General features: G+C 61.4%; 17 protein-coding genes. 12 read left to right on the forward strand and 5 right to left on the reverse strand.

The genetic code is table 11. The annotated features are described in order from the left end of the window. Nucleotides 1–2: 2 nt before the first annotated feature. A complete protein-coding gene (locus tag AAFM31_RS08095; protein WP_341707409.1) occupies nt 3–920 on the reverse strand; it encodes a MerR family transcriptional regulator in 918 nt (305 codons plus the stop codon). Nucleotides 921–1142: 222 nt separating this feature from the next. Here AAFM31_RS08095 and folM point away from each other — a divergent pair, with 222 nt between their 5' ends. From folM to AAFM31_RS08130, 7 genes are all read left to right on the forward strand, one after another. Further along, nucleotides 1143–1850: a dihydromonapterin reductase gene (gene folM, locus AAFM31_RS08100; RefSeq protein ID WP_371833026.1), complete on the forward strand. Its 708-nt coding sequence runs from the start codon at nt 1143–1145 to the stop codon at nt 1848–1850. Nucleotides 1851–1866: 16 nt separating this feature from the next. Continuing rightward, nucleotides 1867–2430 (forward strand): GTP cyclohydrolase I FolE, encoded by a 564-nt coding sequence (gene folE / locus AAFM31_RS08105; protein WP_341707411.1) that lies wholly within the window; start codon nt 1867–1869, stop codon nt 2428–2430. A gap of 2 nt (nt 2431–2432) precedes the next feature. Then, nucleotides 2433–2807: a dihydroneopterin triphosphate 2'-epimerase gene (gene folX, locus AAFM31_RS08110; protein WP_341707412.1), complete on the forward strand. Its 375-nt coding sequence runs from the start codon at nt 2433–2435 to the stop codon at nt 2805–2807. A 103-nt stretch (nt 2808–2910) separates the two neighbouring features. Then, a complete protein-coding gene (locus AAFM31_RS08115) occupies nt 2911–3213 on the forward strand; it encodes a DUF1244 domain-containing protein (protein WP_341707413.1) in 303 nt (100 codons plus the stop codon). Then, entirely contained in the window at nt 3210–3551 is a 342-nt protein-coding gene (locus AAFM31_RS08120) for a HopJ type III effector protein (RefSeq protein WP_341707414.1), read from the forward strand. The genes AAFM31_RS08115 and AAFM31_RS08120 overlap by 4 nt, the downstream gene beginning before the upstream one ends. 3 nt (nt 3552–3554) lie before the next feature. Next, nucleotides 3555–4049: an RDD family protein gene (locus AAFM31_RS08125; protein WP_341707415.1), complete on the forward strand. Its 495-nt coding sequence runs from the start codon at nt 3555–3557 to the stop codon at nt 4047–4049. A 119-nt stretch (nt 4050–4168) separates the two neighbouring features. Further along, nucleotides 4169–6265: a hypothetical protein gene (locus tag AAFM31_RS08130; RefSeq protein ID WP_341707416.1), complete on the forward strand. Its 2097-nt coding sequence runs from the start codon at nt 4169–4171 to the stop codon at nt 6263–6265. Between the two features lie 56 nt (nt 6266–6321). Here AAFM31_RS08130 and AAFM31_RS08135 read toward each other — a convergent pair whose 3' ends face one another. The 4 genes from AAFM31_RS08135 to lptF form a co-directional block, all read right to left on the reverse strand. Next, nucleotides 6322–6990 carry a response regulator transcription factor gene (locus tag AAFM31_RS08135; RefSeq protein ID WP_341707417.1) on the reverse strand — a complete coding sequence of 223 codons (669 nt, stop codon included), beginning with the start codon at nt 6988–6990 and terminating at the stop codon, nt 6322–6324. Next, the gene (locus AAFM31_RS08140) at nt 6987–9173 is read right to left on the reverse strand and encodes an ATP-binding protein (protein WP_341707418.1); all 2187 of its coding nucleotides are present in this window, start codon (nt 9171–9173) and stop codon (nt 6987–6989) included. Before AAFM31_RS08140 ends, AAFM31_RS08135 begins: the two co-directional genes overlap by 4 nt. 102 nt (nt 9174–9275) lie before the next feature. Then, the gene (gene lptG, locus AAFM31_RS08145; protein ID WP_341707419.1) at nt 9276–10337 is read right to left on the reverse strand and encodes an LPS export ABC transporter permease LptG; all 1062 of its coding nucleotides are present in this window, start codon (nt 10335–10337) and stop codon (nt 9276–9278) included. Continuing rightward, nucleotides 10324–11427, reverse strand: coding sequence for an LPS export ABC transporter permease LptF (gene lptF / locus AAFM31_RS08150; protein ID WP_341707420.1), 1104 nt, complete (start codon nt 11425–11427; stop codon nt 10324–10326). The genes lptG and lptF overlap by 14 nt, the downstream gene beginning before the upstream one ends. Before the next feature lie 151 nt (nt 11428–11578). On the opposite strand from lptF, the gene AAFM31_RS08155 reads away from it, so the two are divergent. From AAFM31_RS08155 to yejK, 5 genes are all read left to right on the forward strand, one after another. Beyond that, the gene (locus tag AAFM31_RS08155; protein WP_341707421.1) at nt 11579–13069 is read left to right on the forward strand and encodes a leucyl aminopeptidase; all 1491 of its coding nucleotides are present in this window, start codon (nt 11579–11581) and stop codon (nt 13067–13069) included. A gap of 68 nt (nt 13070–13137) precedes the next feature. After that, nucleotides 13138–13569 (forward strand): DNA polymerase III subunit chi, encoded by a 432-nt coding sequence (locus AAFM31_RS08160; protein ID WP_341707422.1) that lies wholly within the window; start codon nt 13138–13140, stop codon nt 13567–13569. Nucleotides 13570–13572: 3 nt separating this feature from the next. Continuing rightward, on the forward strand, nt 13573–14064 hold the full coding sequence (locus AAFM31_RS08165; protein WP_341707423.1) for a hypothetical protein: 492 nt from the start codon (nt 13573–13575) through the stop codon (nt 14062–14064). A gap of 184 nt (nt 14065–14248) precedes the next feature. After that, complete coding sequence (locus AAFM31_RS08170; protein WP_341707424.1) at nt 14249–17167, forward strand: valine--tRNA ligase; 2919 nt, start codon at nt 14249–14251, stop codon at nt 17165–17167. A 61-nt stretch (nt 17168–17228) separates the two neighbouring features. Next, nucleotides 17229–18236: a nucleoid-associated protein YejK gene (gene yejK, locus AAFM31_RS08175; protein ID WP_341707425.1), complete on the forward strand. Its 1008-nt coding sequence runs from the start codon at nt 17229–17231 to the stop codon at nt 18234–18236. Nucleotides 18237–18277 lie beyond the last annotated feature (41 nt).

Below are 18277 nucleotides of genomic sequence, written 5' to 3' on the forward strand. Positions count from 1 at the left end.
TCTCAGCTATCCAGCTGCCCGGCCAGCAGCAATTGCACCCGACTCCCGAGGTCCGCTCCCAGCACACCGAGGCGGTGTACCCCCGTTGCCGCAAGCACATCGCTCTGCAGCGCACAGCAGCCTCCCGCTAACGCCAGATCACAGTCCAGATGCTGATTGAGCATGACTAACTGCCGCTGCAACATGGACGACTCCAGCGGCCCCTCACTGAACAGCACCAACAGCTGACAGGCTGATTGCTCCGCAGCCATCAGCACACTTGCAGCATCCGGCATCGCCGACAGAAAGCCCACGTTCACCTGCGCCTCGGCAACCAGTGCAGCAGTGCTCAACGCCTCGACCTCCACCTCGGTGCCCTGCAGGTTGACCAGCAGCACGGTTGGACGGCCGTCTTCACGATGCCCACATCGCTGCAGCAACCGACCACGCAACATACCATCCAATAACAACGCAGATGCGCCGCCACGCCTTTGCCGTTGCAGCAGAGGCAACAGCACGCCCGTCAGCGCCGACGCCAGCGGCATGGCAGCCAGCATTTGCTCGTACCGTCGCTCCAGCAGGCTGAGATCAAACGCGTGAAGCGCTTCATCCAAAGCGCCCTGCCACTGCTCCAGCGCCGAGGGCGGCTCCGGCGAAACGGCTGGCTGCGGGGCCTCCAGCTCGTCGCGATCAATAATCGAGGCGACCTTACTGACTGCGACGCCCTTGGCGATCCAGCTGGTGATCGCCTGAACCCGTTCAATGTCACGCTGGGAGTAAAGACGATGCCCACTGTCTGTACGATGCGGCACCAGCAAGCCGTAGCGTCGCTCCCAGGCGCGCAGAGTGATCGGATTGACGCCCGTTAACCGCGAAACTTCGCGGATCGGGTACAGGGTTTCGAGGGCCATTGACTGTTCGCCGTCAGTTGCGTGATTCATCGTGTCATGTCCTTGGAAGGTCGCTATCACGATCCGGGGGCCAGTGGGACAACTTATACCGGTATTGTACATGAACCACCACCCGGTACTGACTTGTTACATCAAGTTATCCAACCGTCACGTTCGAGCGTGTTAACATGCCCCGCTGTAAACGCCTGAACAAGGGCTTTCCGCGACGGCGGACCAAGGAATTTGAACTGCATGCAGACGAGTACGCCGCCCATACCGGCAGCGCCTGACACCATTCTGATCACCGGTGCTGCCCAGCGTATCGGGCTGCACTGCGCCGAGCGTCTGGCCGATGACGGCTTCAAAGTGCTGATTACCTGCCGTCGGGTGCGCAGCGAGTGGCAGCACCAGCCTCTAGCTGAGGGCATCGAGCCAATGCTGGCCGATTTCTCAACCGCCGGTGGAATCCAGCAGTTCATCAATGAGCTTCAGGCCCGCGCGCCACGCCTGCGGGCGATCATCCACAATGCGTCGTTGTGGCTGGACGACAGCGACGGTGCCGATGCGCTGCAGCAGATGTTCATGGTTCACATGCAGGCACCGTATCTGATCAACCAGCAGTGCAATAACCTGTTCGTACCCGGGGCGCCAGCCGACATCATCCATCTTGGCGATGATGTTACCCGCAAGGGCAGCGCCCGCCACATCGGCTACTGCGCCACCAAGAGCGGCCTAGACGGCCTGACCCGCTCCTTTGCTGCCAGCCTGGCACCCGCAATCAAGGTCAACGCCATCGCACCAGCGTTGATCATGTTCAACCCCGAGGACGATGCCGACTACCGCGCCCGTGCGCTGACCAAGTCGGCAATGGGCATCGAGCCCGGACCGGATGTCGTCTACCAGTCCATTCGTTACCTGATGGACAACCCCTATATCACCGGAAGCTGCCTGCCGCTGAACGGCGGCCGGCATCTCAAGTAAGCGACGAGACAACGCCATGAGCCTGGAAAAACTGACGAACAACTACCTCGACATCCTTAGCAACCTGGGTGAGCAACCAGAGCGTGACGGCCTCAAGGGCACGCCTGAGCGCGCAGCCAAGGCCATGCAATTCCTCTGTCGCGGCTACACGCAGTCACTGGAGGAAATCGTCAACGGTGCACTGTTCGACTCCGACAACGACGAAATGGTGATCGTCAAGGACATTGAACTGTACTCACTGTGCGAGCACCACATGCTGCCGTTCATCGGCAAGGCACACGTCGCCTACATCCCGACCGGCAAGGTCATCGGCCTGTCCAAGGTCGCGCGAATCGTCGACATGTTCGCCCGCCGCCTGCAAATTCAGGAAAACCTGACCCGGCAAATTGCCGAGGCGATCCAGCAGGTTACCAACGCCAAGGGGGTAGCTGTGGTGATCGAGGCCAAGCACATGTGCATGATGATGCGCGGTGTGGAGAAACAGAACTCCTCAATGCACAGCTCGGTGATGCTTGGCGCCTTTCGCGAGTCGGTCAACACCCGCCAGGAGTTCCTGCAACTGATCAGTCGGAGCAACTGACCATGAACCAGCTGCCTCCGGGACTGGCGCGTATCCGCATCAAGGATCTGCGCCTGCGCACTTATATCGGTATCAAGGAAGAGGAAATCCTCAACCAGCAGGACATCCTGATCAACGCCACCATTCTGTATCCGGCGGCCGATGCGGTCAGCGTCAACCAGATCGAACAGGCACTGAACTATCGGACCATCACCAAAGCGATGATCCGCCATGTCGAGGAAAATCGCTTTGCGCTGCTCGAACGTCTGACCCAGGAGCTGCTCGACATCGTCATGCAGCACGAGCAGGTGCGCTATGCCGAGGTGGAAGTCGACAAGCCTCATGCGCTGCGCTTTGCCGAGTCAGTATCCATCACCCTCAGTGCCGCGCGCGCCTGAGGCTGATTGACAATACCCGGATGCCAATTATCCTTGCGCTCAGAGTCGGTGCGCTGAAGCAGCGCGCCAAGCCCCGCCACAGTCGCATGAAGGAAACCCGCTCATGACCAAGCAGGAGCGTCTCGAACTGGAAGCTGCCGCCTTCCGCAACCTTGTCAGCCACCTGCGCAACCGCAAGGATGTGCAGAACATTGACCTGATGACCCTCGCCGGTTTTTGCCGCAACTGCCTGTCCAAATGGTACAAGGCAGCCGCCGACGACATGGAAATCGACCTGAGCATGGATGAAGCCCGCGAAGCGGTCTACGGCATGCCCTACGCCGACTGGAAGGCGAAGTATCAGACCGACGCGACACCCGAACAGCAAGCCGCCTTAGACAAGGCACAGAAACAGGACAAAGCATGACCTCCGAGCAGTTCATCGCCCGATTGGGCAACCCCGAGCATCAGTTTGCCGAGACCCTGGCCTTTATCGACGCGACCTACGAACACCAGCCCACCGCCTTCGATAACGGTCCGGTACACAACAGCGCCGAACAGAATCAGGGCTCCTGCAAGGTGCTCGCGATGTCGCTGGATTTGGGTTTGAGTGATGAGCAGGCGCTGCAATGCTTTGCCGAGCACTACCGCTCGGTGCTGCAGACCCCGGAAGGTAGCGACCACGCCAACATTCGTTCGCTGATGCAGGGCGGTCTGGCCAAGGTCAGCTTCGCCGGCACCCCGCTGACCCGACGTCAGGGCTAACCCATGAGCGTCAAGCAGCTGCAACCGATCGGCGACTTTCCACCGACCGGCCTCTTCCGCCGACTATTCGCCGCAGGCTACGACCTCTTGCTGCTGCTGGCGGCGCTGATGGTCGCGACCCTGATCTATCTTAGCGTGCACATCTGGATCAGCGGCGAGGCTGCAGCCCACGCCGAAGCCGAGCAAGGCGCCTACGTCGGTGACCCGATACTGACTCTGGTCGTTGTGCTGATCACCATCGGCTTCTACAGCTGGTTCTGGACCAAAAAGGGCCAGTCGCTTGGCATGCAGGCCTGGCGCATTCGCCTGCAGCAGCCGGACGGCCGCTCCATTTCCGGACGCCAAGCGCTAGTTCGCCTCGCTGTTGCGCAGCTTTCCTGGCTATGCGGCGGCCTCGGATTTTTATGGCAACTGTGGGACAGGGAGTCGCGTACCTGGCACGACATTGCCTCCGACACACGCTTGGTCACATTGCCCAAAGGCACTTTCAAGGACTGACCTCTACGCGTACCCAAATCTGGGTACGCTAATGGCAAATACCCACTATTGGGTATGACGCCACTCTCTCGCCCCACCTACAGTCCCGTGAGCACCTACTCACATCAAGGGACTACCGTATGCACAGCTACAGGAAATGGCCGCTGGCCCTCGCAATTTCGTCTGCCCTGACACTGACCGCCTGTGGTGGCGGTGGTGGCGGTGGCGGTGGCGGTGGCGGTGGCGCCCCAGCAACCACCACCTTTAACCTGACCGTCGGCACACCAACCGCCGTCACGGCAGCGCCAGTGACCCCGCAGGACCGCCTGGTTGCCGCGCTGATCGACTTCCTGATTACCCCCGCGCTGGCAGACACCTTTGACGACCTCGATCCGAGCACCTTCCGCGTGATTACCATCGAGCCCGACGGCAGCCTAGTCGAACTCGGCGCGGACGACTTCACTGCCGAAGCCGACGGCGAAGGCAACGGCTACACCCTCACCCTGCCCTTCGGCTCACGTATCAACAGCTACATCGAAGTGCCACTGCCCAGCGGTGTCAGCTACACCACACCAACTACCCGCTCTGACCTGTTCGCTAACCCGCTGACCACCTTCGTCACCCAGCAGATTGCCAGTCGCACGGCGCAATTCGACCAGCTGACACTGGAAGAGGTCGACCAGATCATCGAAGCGGTGCTGGAGATGGCCAACGACCCGGCGGTACAGGCTGAACTGGAGCTAGCCATCAACAGTAGCTCCAGCACCGAGCAACTGCTGGATCAGGTCAGCGCCAGGCTGTCAGCCACCATTGAGCAGCAACTGGACGACAAAGCAGCCCCCGCACTCGACAGCACGGCAGCCAACCAGGCGTCCGGCGGCTACTATGGAGAGAACATGACCGTCGGCGGATACGCCGACCTTGGCTCCGGCATTCTGCTCGGCGGCAACCGTAACAGCGCAGTTGAGCTGGACATCACCGGCAGCAACGGCACCTTCAGCATCGCGGCCGACAGCGTCAAGGAAATGGAGATAGTGGTTGGCCTCGGCGCCTACAGCAGCGCATCGTCCGAGGTTTGGCTCGACAACGACGCCGAGAGCGGCAATTTCAGCGCCGACGCGCGCGGCATCCTGTTTGCCGAAGACGAAGAGGTGGAAGACTACGAGAAGGACAGTGACGATGTAGCGGCCTGCGAAACGCAAGCCGCCGCCTGTATCGAGCGCGAGTACAGCAGTGCCATACGCTTCACCGCAGCCGGCCCATCCAGTTCGCCGCTGGATGTGATGGTCGGCTCCCAGTTCTACACCCGCGAGGTGCGCGACGACACCAATACACCGCAACTGCAAGTGCTCAACCATACCCTGGATGTGATGCTGCGCCGCGCCAGCCAAACACCTGCGCTTGACGGCGCGTATGGCGTCATCGAGCTGCTGTTCGAAGCCGGTGACAGCGATCTGGATATCTACGTCTACAACAACCTGCTCGATATCGACGGCTCTCTGGGGACCTATTGCGAGCAAGGTCGCCGCACACTGGAGATCAATCCGCAGCTGGTCAGCTACCAGTTCGACCGCTTTAACTACCAGGCCTGCCAGGGCGACGAGGGCTGGGACTGGGACGACCCGAACGTCGGAGAAAGCGGCAGCTTTCCGCTCAGCGTTGCCAGCGACGGCAAACTGGTACTGGATGAAGCGCTGGAAGGCTACGCCTCGCCGGATGGGCGCACACTGTTGCTGAGCACCGAACAGACCGACAGCGACGGGGGCATCGAAGAGAACGACGAGCAGCAGCACTACCGTCAAATGCTGCTGGCCGTCAAACCCGCCAGCACCAACAACCTGGCCAACCGCGAGTACCGCCTGATGGCCATGGGTTTGTACGCCGAAGCCGGTCTGGTCGAGCCAACACGGCTGAACGCTGGCAGCCTGCGCTTTGACGCAGAGGGCAATGCAGAAATGACCGCTGCTTGGCACTGGCAGCAGGTGACCGAGTACGGCTTTGCCGAGTCCAGTCTCAATGAACAGTTCACCCTGGCATTCGATACGGCCTTCGACGACGGCGCTCTGCAGCTGCAAGCCGTGCAAAGCAACAACGATGGCGGCGTGCTGACCTTCACTGCCGACGGCTACGTACAGGAAGGTGAACGCCTGATCGTGCTCAGTGCCAGCGGCGAGAACTCGGACGGCGGCGACTTCACCGGCATGATGATCGGGGTGTGCACCAACTGCGACGAGTAGTCACGCCCTCGCACGCCCCAGAACGCCCGGCCGCTGCCGGGCGTTCTGCTACCAGCCTAATTGAGCAGGCCCATCCGAATGGCTTCCTGCACCGCCTGGGCCCGGCTGCTGATCCCCAGCTTGGCATAGATATTTTTAATGTGCTTGGCGGCAGTGTGATAACTGACACCCAGCATATCCGCCGCTTCCGCCGTCTTGTATCCATTACCGATGACCAGTAGAAACTCACGCTCCCGAGCGCTCAGGCAAGCTGCATTCTCATCCGGCAACTCACGCTTCCAGATTTCACCGTCCGGCGCAGCAGGCATCTGCTGAAAATACCCCAGCATCCGTTGGGCGATCTGCGCCGACAGCGGAGGTATACCACGCACGATACCCTGCAAGGCAGCAGCGATTTGCGCTTGTGAGTCCTCCTTGAGCAAATATCCATTGGCCCCCGCCTGCAGAGCCGGAAACAGATGCATATCGTCATCGTACATGGTGGCAACCACCAGCTGCGCAGCTGGATAGCGCTGCCGGCAACCCGCGATAAAATCGACACCAGAACCATCGGGCAGCTGCAGATCAACCAAGCACAGCGCTGGCTCAGCCTGCTCCAGAGCCGCCAACGCCGAGTCCAGACGGGCATACAACTGAATCTCTGCTTCCGGCCAGGCCAGCCGAACAGCCTCACTTAACCAGACCTGCGCATCACGCAGATCCTCGACAATCATGACCCTGTTCATGTTCGTCCGCCCCCTCCCATCGGAACCTCACAACGCACAGCAAAACCGCCCTCCAGCGGCGACCAAAGCGCCACCTCTCCGCCCAGCTCCTCACAGCGCTGGCGAATTCCGGCCAACCCGAGCCCATGCAGCTCTTTCAATGCCGCGACCGCCAGGCCACGACCGTTGTCGGCATATTCCAGCGCCAACCGCCCCGCCGCCATCCGCAACCTGACGGCGATCGACGTGGCCTCCGCATGCCGGAAACTGTTCGACAGGCACTCACGCAGCACGCGTGACAAGTTACGCTCAAGACGCGGGCTGAGCAGATACGCGCCAATGTCCGGCGCCAATTCCATGGTTAGCGCCACACCAAACAGGTTGCAGCGCTCGCGTGCTTCGGCGTGCCAGCGCGAGTAACTCTGCAGCAGCGGCACCTCACTTTTCTGCAGCCCCTGAATGACCTCGCGCAGCTCGCCGAGACACTCTCGAGCCAGACGCTGCAACTGCTCGTCGCCCTGCGCGCGATAAACAACCGAAAGCAAACGCGCGCCGACATCATCGTGCAGGTCGCGCGCAACGCGCTGACGCTCACTGATCACGCCGTTCTGAAAGGATTGGTGATAGTCACGCGCATAGCGAAACAGCGTCAGCGCCTGAACACTGAACTGCAGATCACGCGGATTGAACAGGCGCCGACCACCGGAGGCATAGCTCAACAGGTAACTACCCTGATCGGCTACCGCGGGTACCGCCATGCGTAATCCGTTGTCACGCAATTGTGGGGTTTCAATCCGCTCGCTCGACGGCTCGCAGCTGAGCGGGTGGTAAATGTCCTGCAGCGCCTGCCCCCATTGCTGGGCAACCGGCCGCTGGTACTCGAACGCCTGCTGCAAAATCGCCGGCAAGCGCTTGTGCAGGCTTTCGGGAGCGTCGCGGGGCGATAGCCAGTTCAGCATGCTGTTGCGCAGCGGCAGGTAAACCCAGCCGACCAGCGCCAGCGACATCAACACGCCAATGCTGGTCTGCAGATCCAGTAGCAGCACCAGACTGGCATCAATAGCGACAAAGACGACACCAAAGGCAAACCAGAACCACGCCATCAGTATCCAGCGATCCAGGTCAAACAGGCGGTAACGCACAATACCCAGCGCGATCCCAAGATAGCTGACCACGAACAGGCCCCACGCATACTGCTGAGGAATCAAGGGCAGAAAGCCCAAAACCTGCGGCGCAATTACCGTACCGAGATAACCCACTGCCCCCGTAAACCAGGCGACCAGCATCCACTTCAGACGCGCGCGTTCGACCGGCTCAAAGCGGGTGCGATGCCATTGCAGGAAGGCAAAAACAAAATCGACCATCAACCAGGCCAACAGCGGATAACGGGCAGCCAGATCCAGATTAGGCCACCACTGCAGCCAGTTACCGATCAGCGTGAGCACTACCAGCGGCAGCATCAGATACTCGAATGTCAGGCGTCCCAACCTGACCGGGTAATACCAGAACAGCGTCGTACCCAGCCCCGCAAACAGCATTGCCCCAGCCTGATTAAGCCGCGAAAGCAGCAGGAACCAGTCCGGCGCCAGCGTCAGTTCACGGCTGGTGTAAATCGCACTTGCGGTCATCGCCACAGCGACGGCAAGCCCTGCCAAGGCATACAGTTGCGGGCCGCGCTCGGTATTGACGAACGCCCAGGCTGCGACGCCCATCAGCAGGACAGCCAGGGCGCAAACCATCTGGTACCAGAATGAAAGCGGGAGTGCGCCGATGCCACGCAGCGGCGCAGGCGTTACCGGTACCCAACGTGGCGGCGGCGCCTGGCCCTTGAGCACATAGGGCTGGACCAGGAGTTCTAGCCCGTCCCCCTGGATGATGTGCCATAAAACCTTGTGACGCTGAAAAAACCGGTTATAGGTCGCGTATTCAACCGCATCGTCCGGCTCGGCAACCGCATCCCAGCTCTCCAGCGTCACCAGCCCTGCGCTGCTGCGCACAGCCAGCACAAGATCGCCCGGCTGCATTCGCTTTGCCAGCAAGCTTTGTTCATCAACCGTCTGGATGACTACCCCGTTTGCCGCAGAACGGACAGAAAATCCCAGCCCGGGCTGGCTTGAGGCAACGTGAATAGCGAGTAGAAACAGCAGCAGTCCTATCGCCAGACCGGCGGACAGCACGCTGGATGGAGGTGTTTCCTTGAGCATTGGACGGAGCAACCCTGCTTACCTGTCGGGACAACTGCTTCGGCTCAAGCATGCCTGAGCCGAAGCCGACGGTCATCCCCCAATTGCGTCAGATGGCCAGCATCATCCGGCGCGACGCAGCAAGTAGCTCCCCAACACGACGAGCAGCCCGATCGGCAACAGCACAGCAATCAGTGGAGAAAAGCCGAATACCAGACTCGACGGTCCCAGCAGGTCCTGACCAATCTGAAAGACAAAACCGACCAGCACCCCGGTAAACAGACGCTGGCCCATGGTCACCGAGCGCAGCGGACCGAACACGAAGGACACCGCCACGAATACCAGCGCAGCCGTCGCCAGCGGCTGGAACAGTTTCTTCCAGAACGCCAACCAGTAGGGCTGATTGTCCAGCCCCTGGTCGGCCAAATACTTCTGATAGTGCCAGATACCGGTCAACGGCAAGGCATCTGCGTCCAGCACCACGACCTTGAGCAGCTCCGGCGACAGATGAATGCTCCAGCGCTCCTGTAGATTGACCGTTACCGTGCTCTCACCCGACTCGGCAAACTGGGTAGAACGGACGTCCTCCATCAGCCAGTCGTCTTCCTGCACCGAGGCACGACTGGCAAAGCTGGCGTCCAACAGGCGGCGCTGGTCGTCAAAACGGTAGCGGGTGACGCCATACAGCACGCCATTGGGTTGCACCGCGTTGATATGCAGAAAATCGTTGCCCTCGCGATGCCACAACCCCTTGGACTTGAGCGCTTCATTACTGCCGACCGCGATCGCCTTGCGACTGGCGGCCATGTTCTCGCTATAGGGGGCGACGTACTCGCCAACCAGCACACCCAGCAGCATCAGCAACAGCAGCGGCTTCATAACCGCAAAGGTAATGCGGGCAATGGACACCCCGGCGGCGCGCATGATGGTCAGCTCGGAGTTGCTCGCCAGCGTCCCCAGCCCGACCAGACAACCAACCAGCGCCGCCAGCGGCAGCAAGTCATGTACGCGCCGTGGCAACGACAACAAAACGTAGTTGAGCGCCTCGGCAGCGCCATACCCACCTTTGAGGTCGTCCAGCTCGTTGATGTAGGCAAACAGCAGATCCAGCCCAAGAATGACGGCCAGCACCACGATAATGCTCAGCAGAACCGAGCTGCCGATATGCCGATCAAGCCGCCGCATGCGCACCTCCCTGTACCCGGCTGGGCGCCAGCAACGCCTTGCGATTAAATGCCAGACCGATCAGCAGGAACAGGCCGTGCACCCACCACAGACCAATCTCTGCTGGCAGCTTGCCCGACTCGATCCAGCCGCGGGCACTGATCAACAGCGCCAGATAGGACATGTACAGCAAAATCGCCGGCAGCAGCTTGAGGAAGCGTCCCTGACGTGGATTGACCCGCGACAGCGGCACCGCGAAGAAAGCAACGATCGGTACCAGCAACGGAATCGCAATGCGCCACTGCAGCTCAGCGCGCTCATCCAGGCCGTCCTCGCGCAGCAGCTGCGCGGTGCTCATCGCTTCACGGTCGCTGACCTCGGTCTGCACTTCGGGCTTGGGCAGCAACACACCGTAGGTGTCATAGGAAATGCTGCGGAAATTTGCCGCGCCCGGCTGGCCTTCGTAACGGAAACCGTTTTTCAGCACCAGATAACGACTACCGTCTGCATTCAGCTCCTGGGTGCCTGATTCGGCAACCAGCACGCCCAGCACAGCCTCTTCACCCTGGCCGCGGCGCTCGGTAATGAAAACATCCTGCAGCTCGGTGCGGTCCTCCGACAGAGCACCAGCGTACGTCACCCGCTGGCCACTGCCGAGCGCCTGAAAGCGACCGGCAGACAGTGTGTCGAACTCAGTCAAAGCATCTTGCTGATTGAGCAGTTGCTGGGTCTTGAGCACACCGGCCGGCGCACCCCAGAAACTCAGCAGCGCCACCAGCACGGCAACCAGCAGCGCGGGGCCCTGAGTATAGGCCAGCAGCTTGCGGTCACTCATACCGGTGGCCGACAGCACGGTCATTTCGCTGTCGAGATACAAACGCCCGTAAGCCAACAAGATGCCAAGGAACAGCCCCAAGGGCAGAATCAGCACCAAGAAGCCGGGCATGCGGTAGGCCATGATGGAAAACAGCACCGCCGCATCGAGCTGACCGGCGGCCGCCTGCGCCAGATACTTGATAAAGCGTCCGCTGACAATGATCAGCAGCAGTACACCGCTCACCGCCGTCAGGGTCAGCAGTACCTCGCGACTCAGATAACGAAAAACAATCACGGATAAGGTCCTTGGCTCCGGGGTCTTTAAGGGGCTGCGCTAATAGGCCAGAATGCAGGGCTGACATGTCTGCCAGCAGCAGCCCGACAGACACCCACGGGAATTTGCCCGTATTATCAGCCAATCATCTCGATTTGTCTTGGGGAGCACCATGGAGTTCAACGTAAAGCACGGCGCACTGGAAACCATCAAATGCGGCTGTCTGGTGGTAGCGGTCAGCGAAGGCAAGACCCTGAGCGGCCCAGCCGCCGATCTGGACAAGGCCTGCGGCGGACAACTGAGTAACGCCCTGAAGAACGGTGATCTCAGCGGCAAGAGCGGCAGCAGTCTGATGCTGTTTGCCCTCCCCGGCATTGCCGCCCAGCGTGTACTGCTGCTCGGCAGCGGCAAGGACGAAGCATTGAGCGACCGCGCCTGGCGCAAGCTGGTACAACAAGCATTGGCCGCAGTCAAAGGCGGCCCGGCGACCGACGCCGTGTTTGCTCTCAACACCAGTGGCGTCAAAAACCGCACCGCCGCGGAGCAAACCCGCCTGCTGGTCGAGGCGTGCTATGACAACCTGTACGGTTTTGACCAGTTCAAGAGCAAGAAGGCCGACAAGCCGAAGCTGAAAAAACTCAGCCTCTGGACTGCTGACAAGGCCGACGCCGATGCACTCAAGCAGGCAATTGCCGAAGGTGCCGCCATCAGTGACGGCATGGCCCTGACCCGCGACCTGGGCAACCTGCCCGGTAACGTCTGCACCCCGACCTATCTGGCCAACGAAGCCAAGGCGCTGGCCAAGGTACACAAGACCCTTGAAGTCGAAGTACTCGACGAAAAGGCCATGAAGGCGCTGGGTATGGGCGCCCTGCTGGCGGTCAGCGCCGGCAGTGCCGAACCGGCCAAGCTGATCCGCATCAGCTACAACGGCGGCAAGGCCAAGGACAAACCGCACGTTCTGGTCGGCAAGGGCATTACCTTTGATACCGGCGGCATCAGCATCAAGCCGGCCGCAACCATGGACGAGATGAAATACGACATGTGCGGCGCCGCAACCGTGCTCGGCGTAGTCAAGGCGGTTGCCAGCCTGCAACTGCCGATCAACCTCGTCGGCCTGATCGCCTCGGCCGAGAACATGCCAAGCGGCACTGCGACCCGCCCCGGTGATATCGTCACCAGCATGTCTGGCCAGACCATCGAGATCCTCAACACCGACGCCGAAGGCCGCCTGGTGCTGTGCGACGCCCTGACCTACGCCGAACGCTTCAAGCCCGCCAGCGTGATCGATATCGCCACCCTGACCGGTGCCTGCATCGTTGCCCTCGGCAGTAATGCCTCCGGCCTGATGGGCAACAACGACGCGTTGATCGGCGAACTGCTGGACGCTGGCACCCGCGCTGGTGACCGTGCATGGCAGCTGCCGCTGTTCGAGGAATACCAGGAACAACTCGACAGCCCATTCGCCGACATGGCCAACATCGGCGGACCGAAGGCCGGCACCATCACCGCTGGTTGCTTCCTGTCGCGCTACGCCAAGGCCTACCCATGGGCGCACCTGGATATCGCTGGCACTGCGTGGATCAGCGGCGGCAAAGACAAGGGCGCCACCGGCCGCCCGGTTCCGCTGCTGATGCAATACCTGCTCAGCAAGGCCAGCTGATTCACCTCCCGGCGCACTGCCCCGCATATGCGGCGCGGTGCGCTCATTGACGTTCCAGGTTTACCCCCATGACCCGCATCGATTTCTACCTGCTCAGCAGCGACCAGCCACAGACCCGGCTGGAATACGCCTGCCGTCTGGCCCACAAGGCCTGGCACAAGGGCCATCGGGTATACCTTCACTGCCCTGATGAGGCGACCGCTCGCAACATCGATGACTTGCTGTGGTCGTTCCGTCGTGATGCCTTCGTACCTCATGTTGTGCTCGGAGAAGGTCCGGAAGAGCCCGTGGCCTGTGGCTGGGCTGATCAGCCCGGCAGCTACAACGACCTGTTGATCAACCTGTCCGATCAGCCACCGCCATTCTTCAGCCGCTTCCAGCGCATGGCGGAAATCGTCATCGAACACGACCCGGTGCGCCTGCCCGCACGCGACCGCTTCCGTTTGTACCGTGAACGGGGCTATCCTCTGAATTCCCACCCCATTCGGACAGCAGGATGAATCATGAAGCAGCGCGATCCCTCGGAGCCGTCACGGCTGCTGGAAGATCTGGAGTCCATCCGTACGCTGCTGGATGAACACCCGGAGCCTGCACAGCAAGACCATCCCGGTGACGGTCAGTTGGATATTCCCTTGCTGCAGGACGTCATCCTCAACCCGAATGAACCGCCGCTGAGTGCGGCCGATCAAACCGATCTGCCGACGCCTCAAGCGCCGGTCAGCAAGTCGCACAACCCGTTTTTGCCCTATGCCTCGTTGGCCAGACTGGCCGAAGAGCGCATGCAGCTCGATCAACTGCTGACCCAGCAGACTCAAAGTCAGCCGCTGCCGGCCACCAGCAGCGCGCGCGAAATGCGCCTGGAAGCCCGATTGCAATCCGAAGCCCAATTGCTGCTGCAAGGGGTGATCGACGATTTGATCCCCACCATCGAAGCGGAGCTGCGCAAGCGCATGCAAGGCCGACTGCAGCAGATCATCCGCGAACAGCTCAAGTAACCCACCAATTCCACGGCGAAACGCCGATCCACTGGCCGCCGGGAATTATTCCTCGCTTCCCACGCCCGACGGGCTGGGCCTTGCTCGCCTCAGCCCGCTATAATGGCGGCTTTTCCTGCGCGCTCGACGCCTCTCGCGTCCCCAGCGCCTGCCATTCCTGAATAGCCGGATAGCCAAGACACCCATGGATAAGACTTACCAGCCCCACGCCATCGAAACTTCCTGGTACCAGACCTGGGAGCAGAACAACTACTTTGCTCCCCAAGGCTCGGGCGAGTCCTACACCATTGCCCTGCCGCCGCCGAACGTGACCGGCAGCCTGCACATGGGCCACGGCTTCAACAACGCGATCATGGATGCGCTGATCCGTTTCCGCCGCATGCAGGGTCGCAACACCCTGTGGCAGCCGGGCACCGACCACGCCGGTATCGCCACCCAGATGGTGGTTGAGCGTCAGCTTGGCGCACAAGGCGTCAGCCGCCACGACCTCGGCCGCGAGAAGTTTCTGGAAAAAGTCTGGGAGTGGAAGGAAGAGTCCGGTGGCAACATTACTCGTCAAATCCGCCGTCTCGGCAGCTCGGTTGACTGGAGCCGTGAGCGCTTCACCATGGACGACGGCCTGTCCGAAGCGGTCAAGGAAGCCTTCGTTCGCCTGCACGAAGACGGCCTGATCTACCGCGGCAAGCGCCTGGTCAACTGGGATCCGAAGCTGCACACCGCGATCTCCGATCTGGAAGTGGAAAACCACGATGAGCAAGGCTCGCTGTGGAACCTGCGCTACCCGCTGGCCGACGGCGCCACCACCGCTGACGGCAAGAATTACCTGATCGTCGCCACCACCCGCCCGGAAACCATGCTGGGTGACAGCGCGGTTGCCGTTAACCCGGAAGATGAGCGCTATCAGGCGCTGATCGGCAAGTTCGTCGAGCTGCCGCTGGTGGGCCGCCGCATCCCGATCATAGCCGACGACTACTGCGATCCGGAGTTCGGTACCGGCTGCGTGAAGATGACCCCGGCCCACGACTTCAACGACTACGAAGTCGGCAAGCGCCACAGCCTGCCGCTGATCAACGTACTGGACAAGAACGCCGCCGTACTGGCCCGCGCCCAGGTGTTCAACATCGACGGCAGCGTCAACAACGACATCGACGCCACCCTGCCCGAAGCTTACGCCGGCCTCGACCGCTTCGACGCGCGCAAGAAGATCGTCGAGGACTTCGACGCCCTCGGCCTGCTTGAGAAGATTGAGCCGCACGCGCTCAAGGTGCCCAAAGGCGACCGTTCCGGCGTGGTCATCGAGCCATGGCTGACCGACCAGTGGTACGTCTCCACCAAGCCGCTGGCCGAACCGGCCATTGCCGCCGTTGAAGACGGCCGCATCCAGTTCGTGCCCAAGCAGTACGAAAACATGTACTTCAGCTGGATGCGCGACATTCAGGACTGGTGTATCTCCCGCCAGCTGTGGTGGGGCCACCGCATCCCGGCCTGGTACGACGAAGCCGGCAACGTCTACGTTGGCCGCGATGAGGAGGAAGCCTACCGCAAGGCGCTGGAAAGCAACGACCGCGAAGCAGAAGCAGAGCTGCCAACGCTGGACGAACTCAAGAATGCCGCCATCGCCTGTGGTCTGGGTGTACTGCGCCAGGATGAAGACGTGCTGGATACCTGGTTCAGCTCGGGCCTGTGGACCTTCTCCACCCTTGGCTGGCCGGAACAGACCGAAGCGCTGAAAACCTTCCACCCGACCGACGTGCTGGTCACCGGTTTCGACATCATCTTCTTCTGGGTCGCGCGCATGATCATGCTGACCATGCACCTGATGAAGCATGACGACGGCACGGCGCAGATTCCGTTCAAGACCGTCTACGTGCACGGTCTGGTGCGCGATGGACAGGGTCAGAAGATGTCCAAGTCCAAGGGCAACGTACTCGACCCGCTGGACATCATCGACGGCATCGACCTCGAATCGCTGGTCAAGAAACGCACCAGCGGCATGATGCAGCCCAAGCTGGCGGCCAAGATCGAAAAGCAGACCCGCGCCGAATTCCCCGATGGCATCGCCGCCTACGGTACCGACGCGCTGCGCTTCACCAACTGCTCGCTGGCCTCCACCGGCCGCGACATCAAGTTCGACATGGGCCGCGTCGAAGGCTATCGCAACTTCTGCAACAAGATCTGGAACGCCGCGCGTTACGTCATGATGCAGTGCGAAGACAAGGACACCGGCGTCAACGGTGAACCGGTCGAGCTGACCCTGGCCGACCGCTGGATCATCTCCCAGCTGCAACGCACCGAAGCCGAAGTGACCCGCCAGCTCGATCAGTTCCGCTTCGACCTAGCCTCCAACGCGCTCTACGAATTCATCTGGAACCAGTACTGCGACTGGTATCTGGAACTGTCCAAGCCGGTACTGTGGGACGAAAACGCGCCGGCCGAGCGCCAGCGCGGCACCCGTCGCACCCTGGTGCGCGTACTGGAAGCCGCCCTGCGCCTGGCGCACCCGTTCATGCCGTTCATCACCGAAGAAATCTGGCAGCGCATCGCGCCGATGGCTGGCAAGAGCGGCCCAACCATCATGCTGCAGCCGTGGCCGGAAGCGGACAACAGCCGCATCGACGCCGGCGCCGAAGGCGATGCCGAGTGGCTGAAGTCGCTGATTCTGGGTGTGCGCAACATCCGCGGCGAGATGAACGTAGCGCCCGGCAAGGAGCTGGAAGTCATGCTGCGCAAGGCCAGCGATGAGGACATTCGCCGCCTGAGCGAGAACGAAGCCTTCCTGAAGAAGCTGGCCAAGCTGTCCAGCGTGCAGGTGCTGGCCGAGAACGAGGAAGCGCCGCTGGCGGCTACCGCACTGGTCGGCGAGCTGGAAGTGCTGGTGCCGATGGCCGGTCTGATCGACAAGACCGCCGAGCTGGCGCGTCTGGACAAGGAAATCGGCCGTCTCGACGGCGAGGTCAAGCGCATCGGCGGCAAGCTGTCCAACGCCGGTTTCGTCGACAAGGCCCCGGCTGCGGTGATCGACAAGGAGCGCGCCAAGCTGGCCGACGCCGAACAGGCCCTGGCTCAGCTGAGCGAACAGCGCGCCCGTATCGCCAGCCTGTAACCCCCTGACAGTGCCGCTCCCCGAGCGGCACTTGTTTCCCTGAGTGATTGCGGATCGTCCCATGCCCATCGACAACAGCATCGTTCATCAGATTCACAAGAAGCCCGACGGCCAACCGGCCAGCCTGACCCTGCGTGACGCCGAGCTGGCCAGTTCCGAAGCGCTGGAGCAGCTGTTGGCGGGCCTGATCGAGGCGTACAACAGCAAGCCGAACAAGGCCTGGGGCTACTTCCACGAGGAAAGTGGCGCCTACCCCTTCAGCGGCTGGCTGCAGCAACTGGTGGATCAGGAACTGGACTTCGTGCGCTTCTCCAGTCAGGCGACCGAGCACCTCAAGACCCTGATGGAAGGCTCCAACCTGGCGCTCGGCGGCCACGTGCTGTTCATCCGCTACCGTCAGGGCATGACTGCGTTTCTGGTCATCGCGCTGCTGCACCACACCGAAGGCGTGACCGTAACCGACGAGCTGGATGTTGCCGCCGCCCGCCACCTGGACCTGTCCAGCCTGAACATGGCCGCGCGCATCAACCTGACCGAATGGAAACAGAACGCCAGCGCGAAGAACTACATCTCGTTCATCCGTGGCCGCAGCGGCAAGCGGGTGTCGGACTACTTCCGTGACTTCATCGGCTGCGTTGAAGGCTCCAACCCGGAAGAGGACACCAACACCCTGCTGCAGGCGTTCAGCGACTACGTCGGCGAAGCCTCCCTTGAGCCGGAATTGGTGAAAGACAAGGCCAAGGCGATGAGCAGCTACGTCAACAGCCAGAGCAAAGCGGGCGAGCAGGTAGCGCTGGAAGAATTGTCCGGCGTGATCGACGAAGAGCACCCGCGTGCCTTCTACGATTACATCCGTAACAAGGACTACGGCCTGAACCCGGAAATGCCCGCCGACAAGCGCGCGATCAACAACTTCATGCGCTACTACGGCAAGGCCGACGGCCTGTCGATCAGCTTCGAGTCACACCTGCTCGGCGAGCGGGTCGAATACGACGAAAGCGAAGACGCGCTGGTCATCCGCCACCCACCCAAGGGGCTGGTACAGCAACTACGCAACAAGCGGCGCTGACTCCCTCTCCCCGCCCGACCTTCCGGCGGGGAGCAGACCTG

Origin of the sequence: Halopseudomonas sp., assembly GCF_038130085.1 — a bacterium.
GTDB lineage: Bacteria > Pseudomonadota > Gammaproteobacteria > Pseudomonadales > Pseudomonadaceae > Halopseudomonas.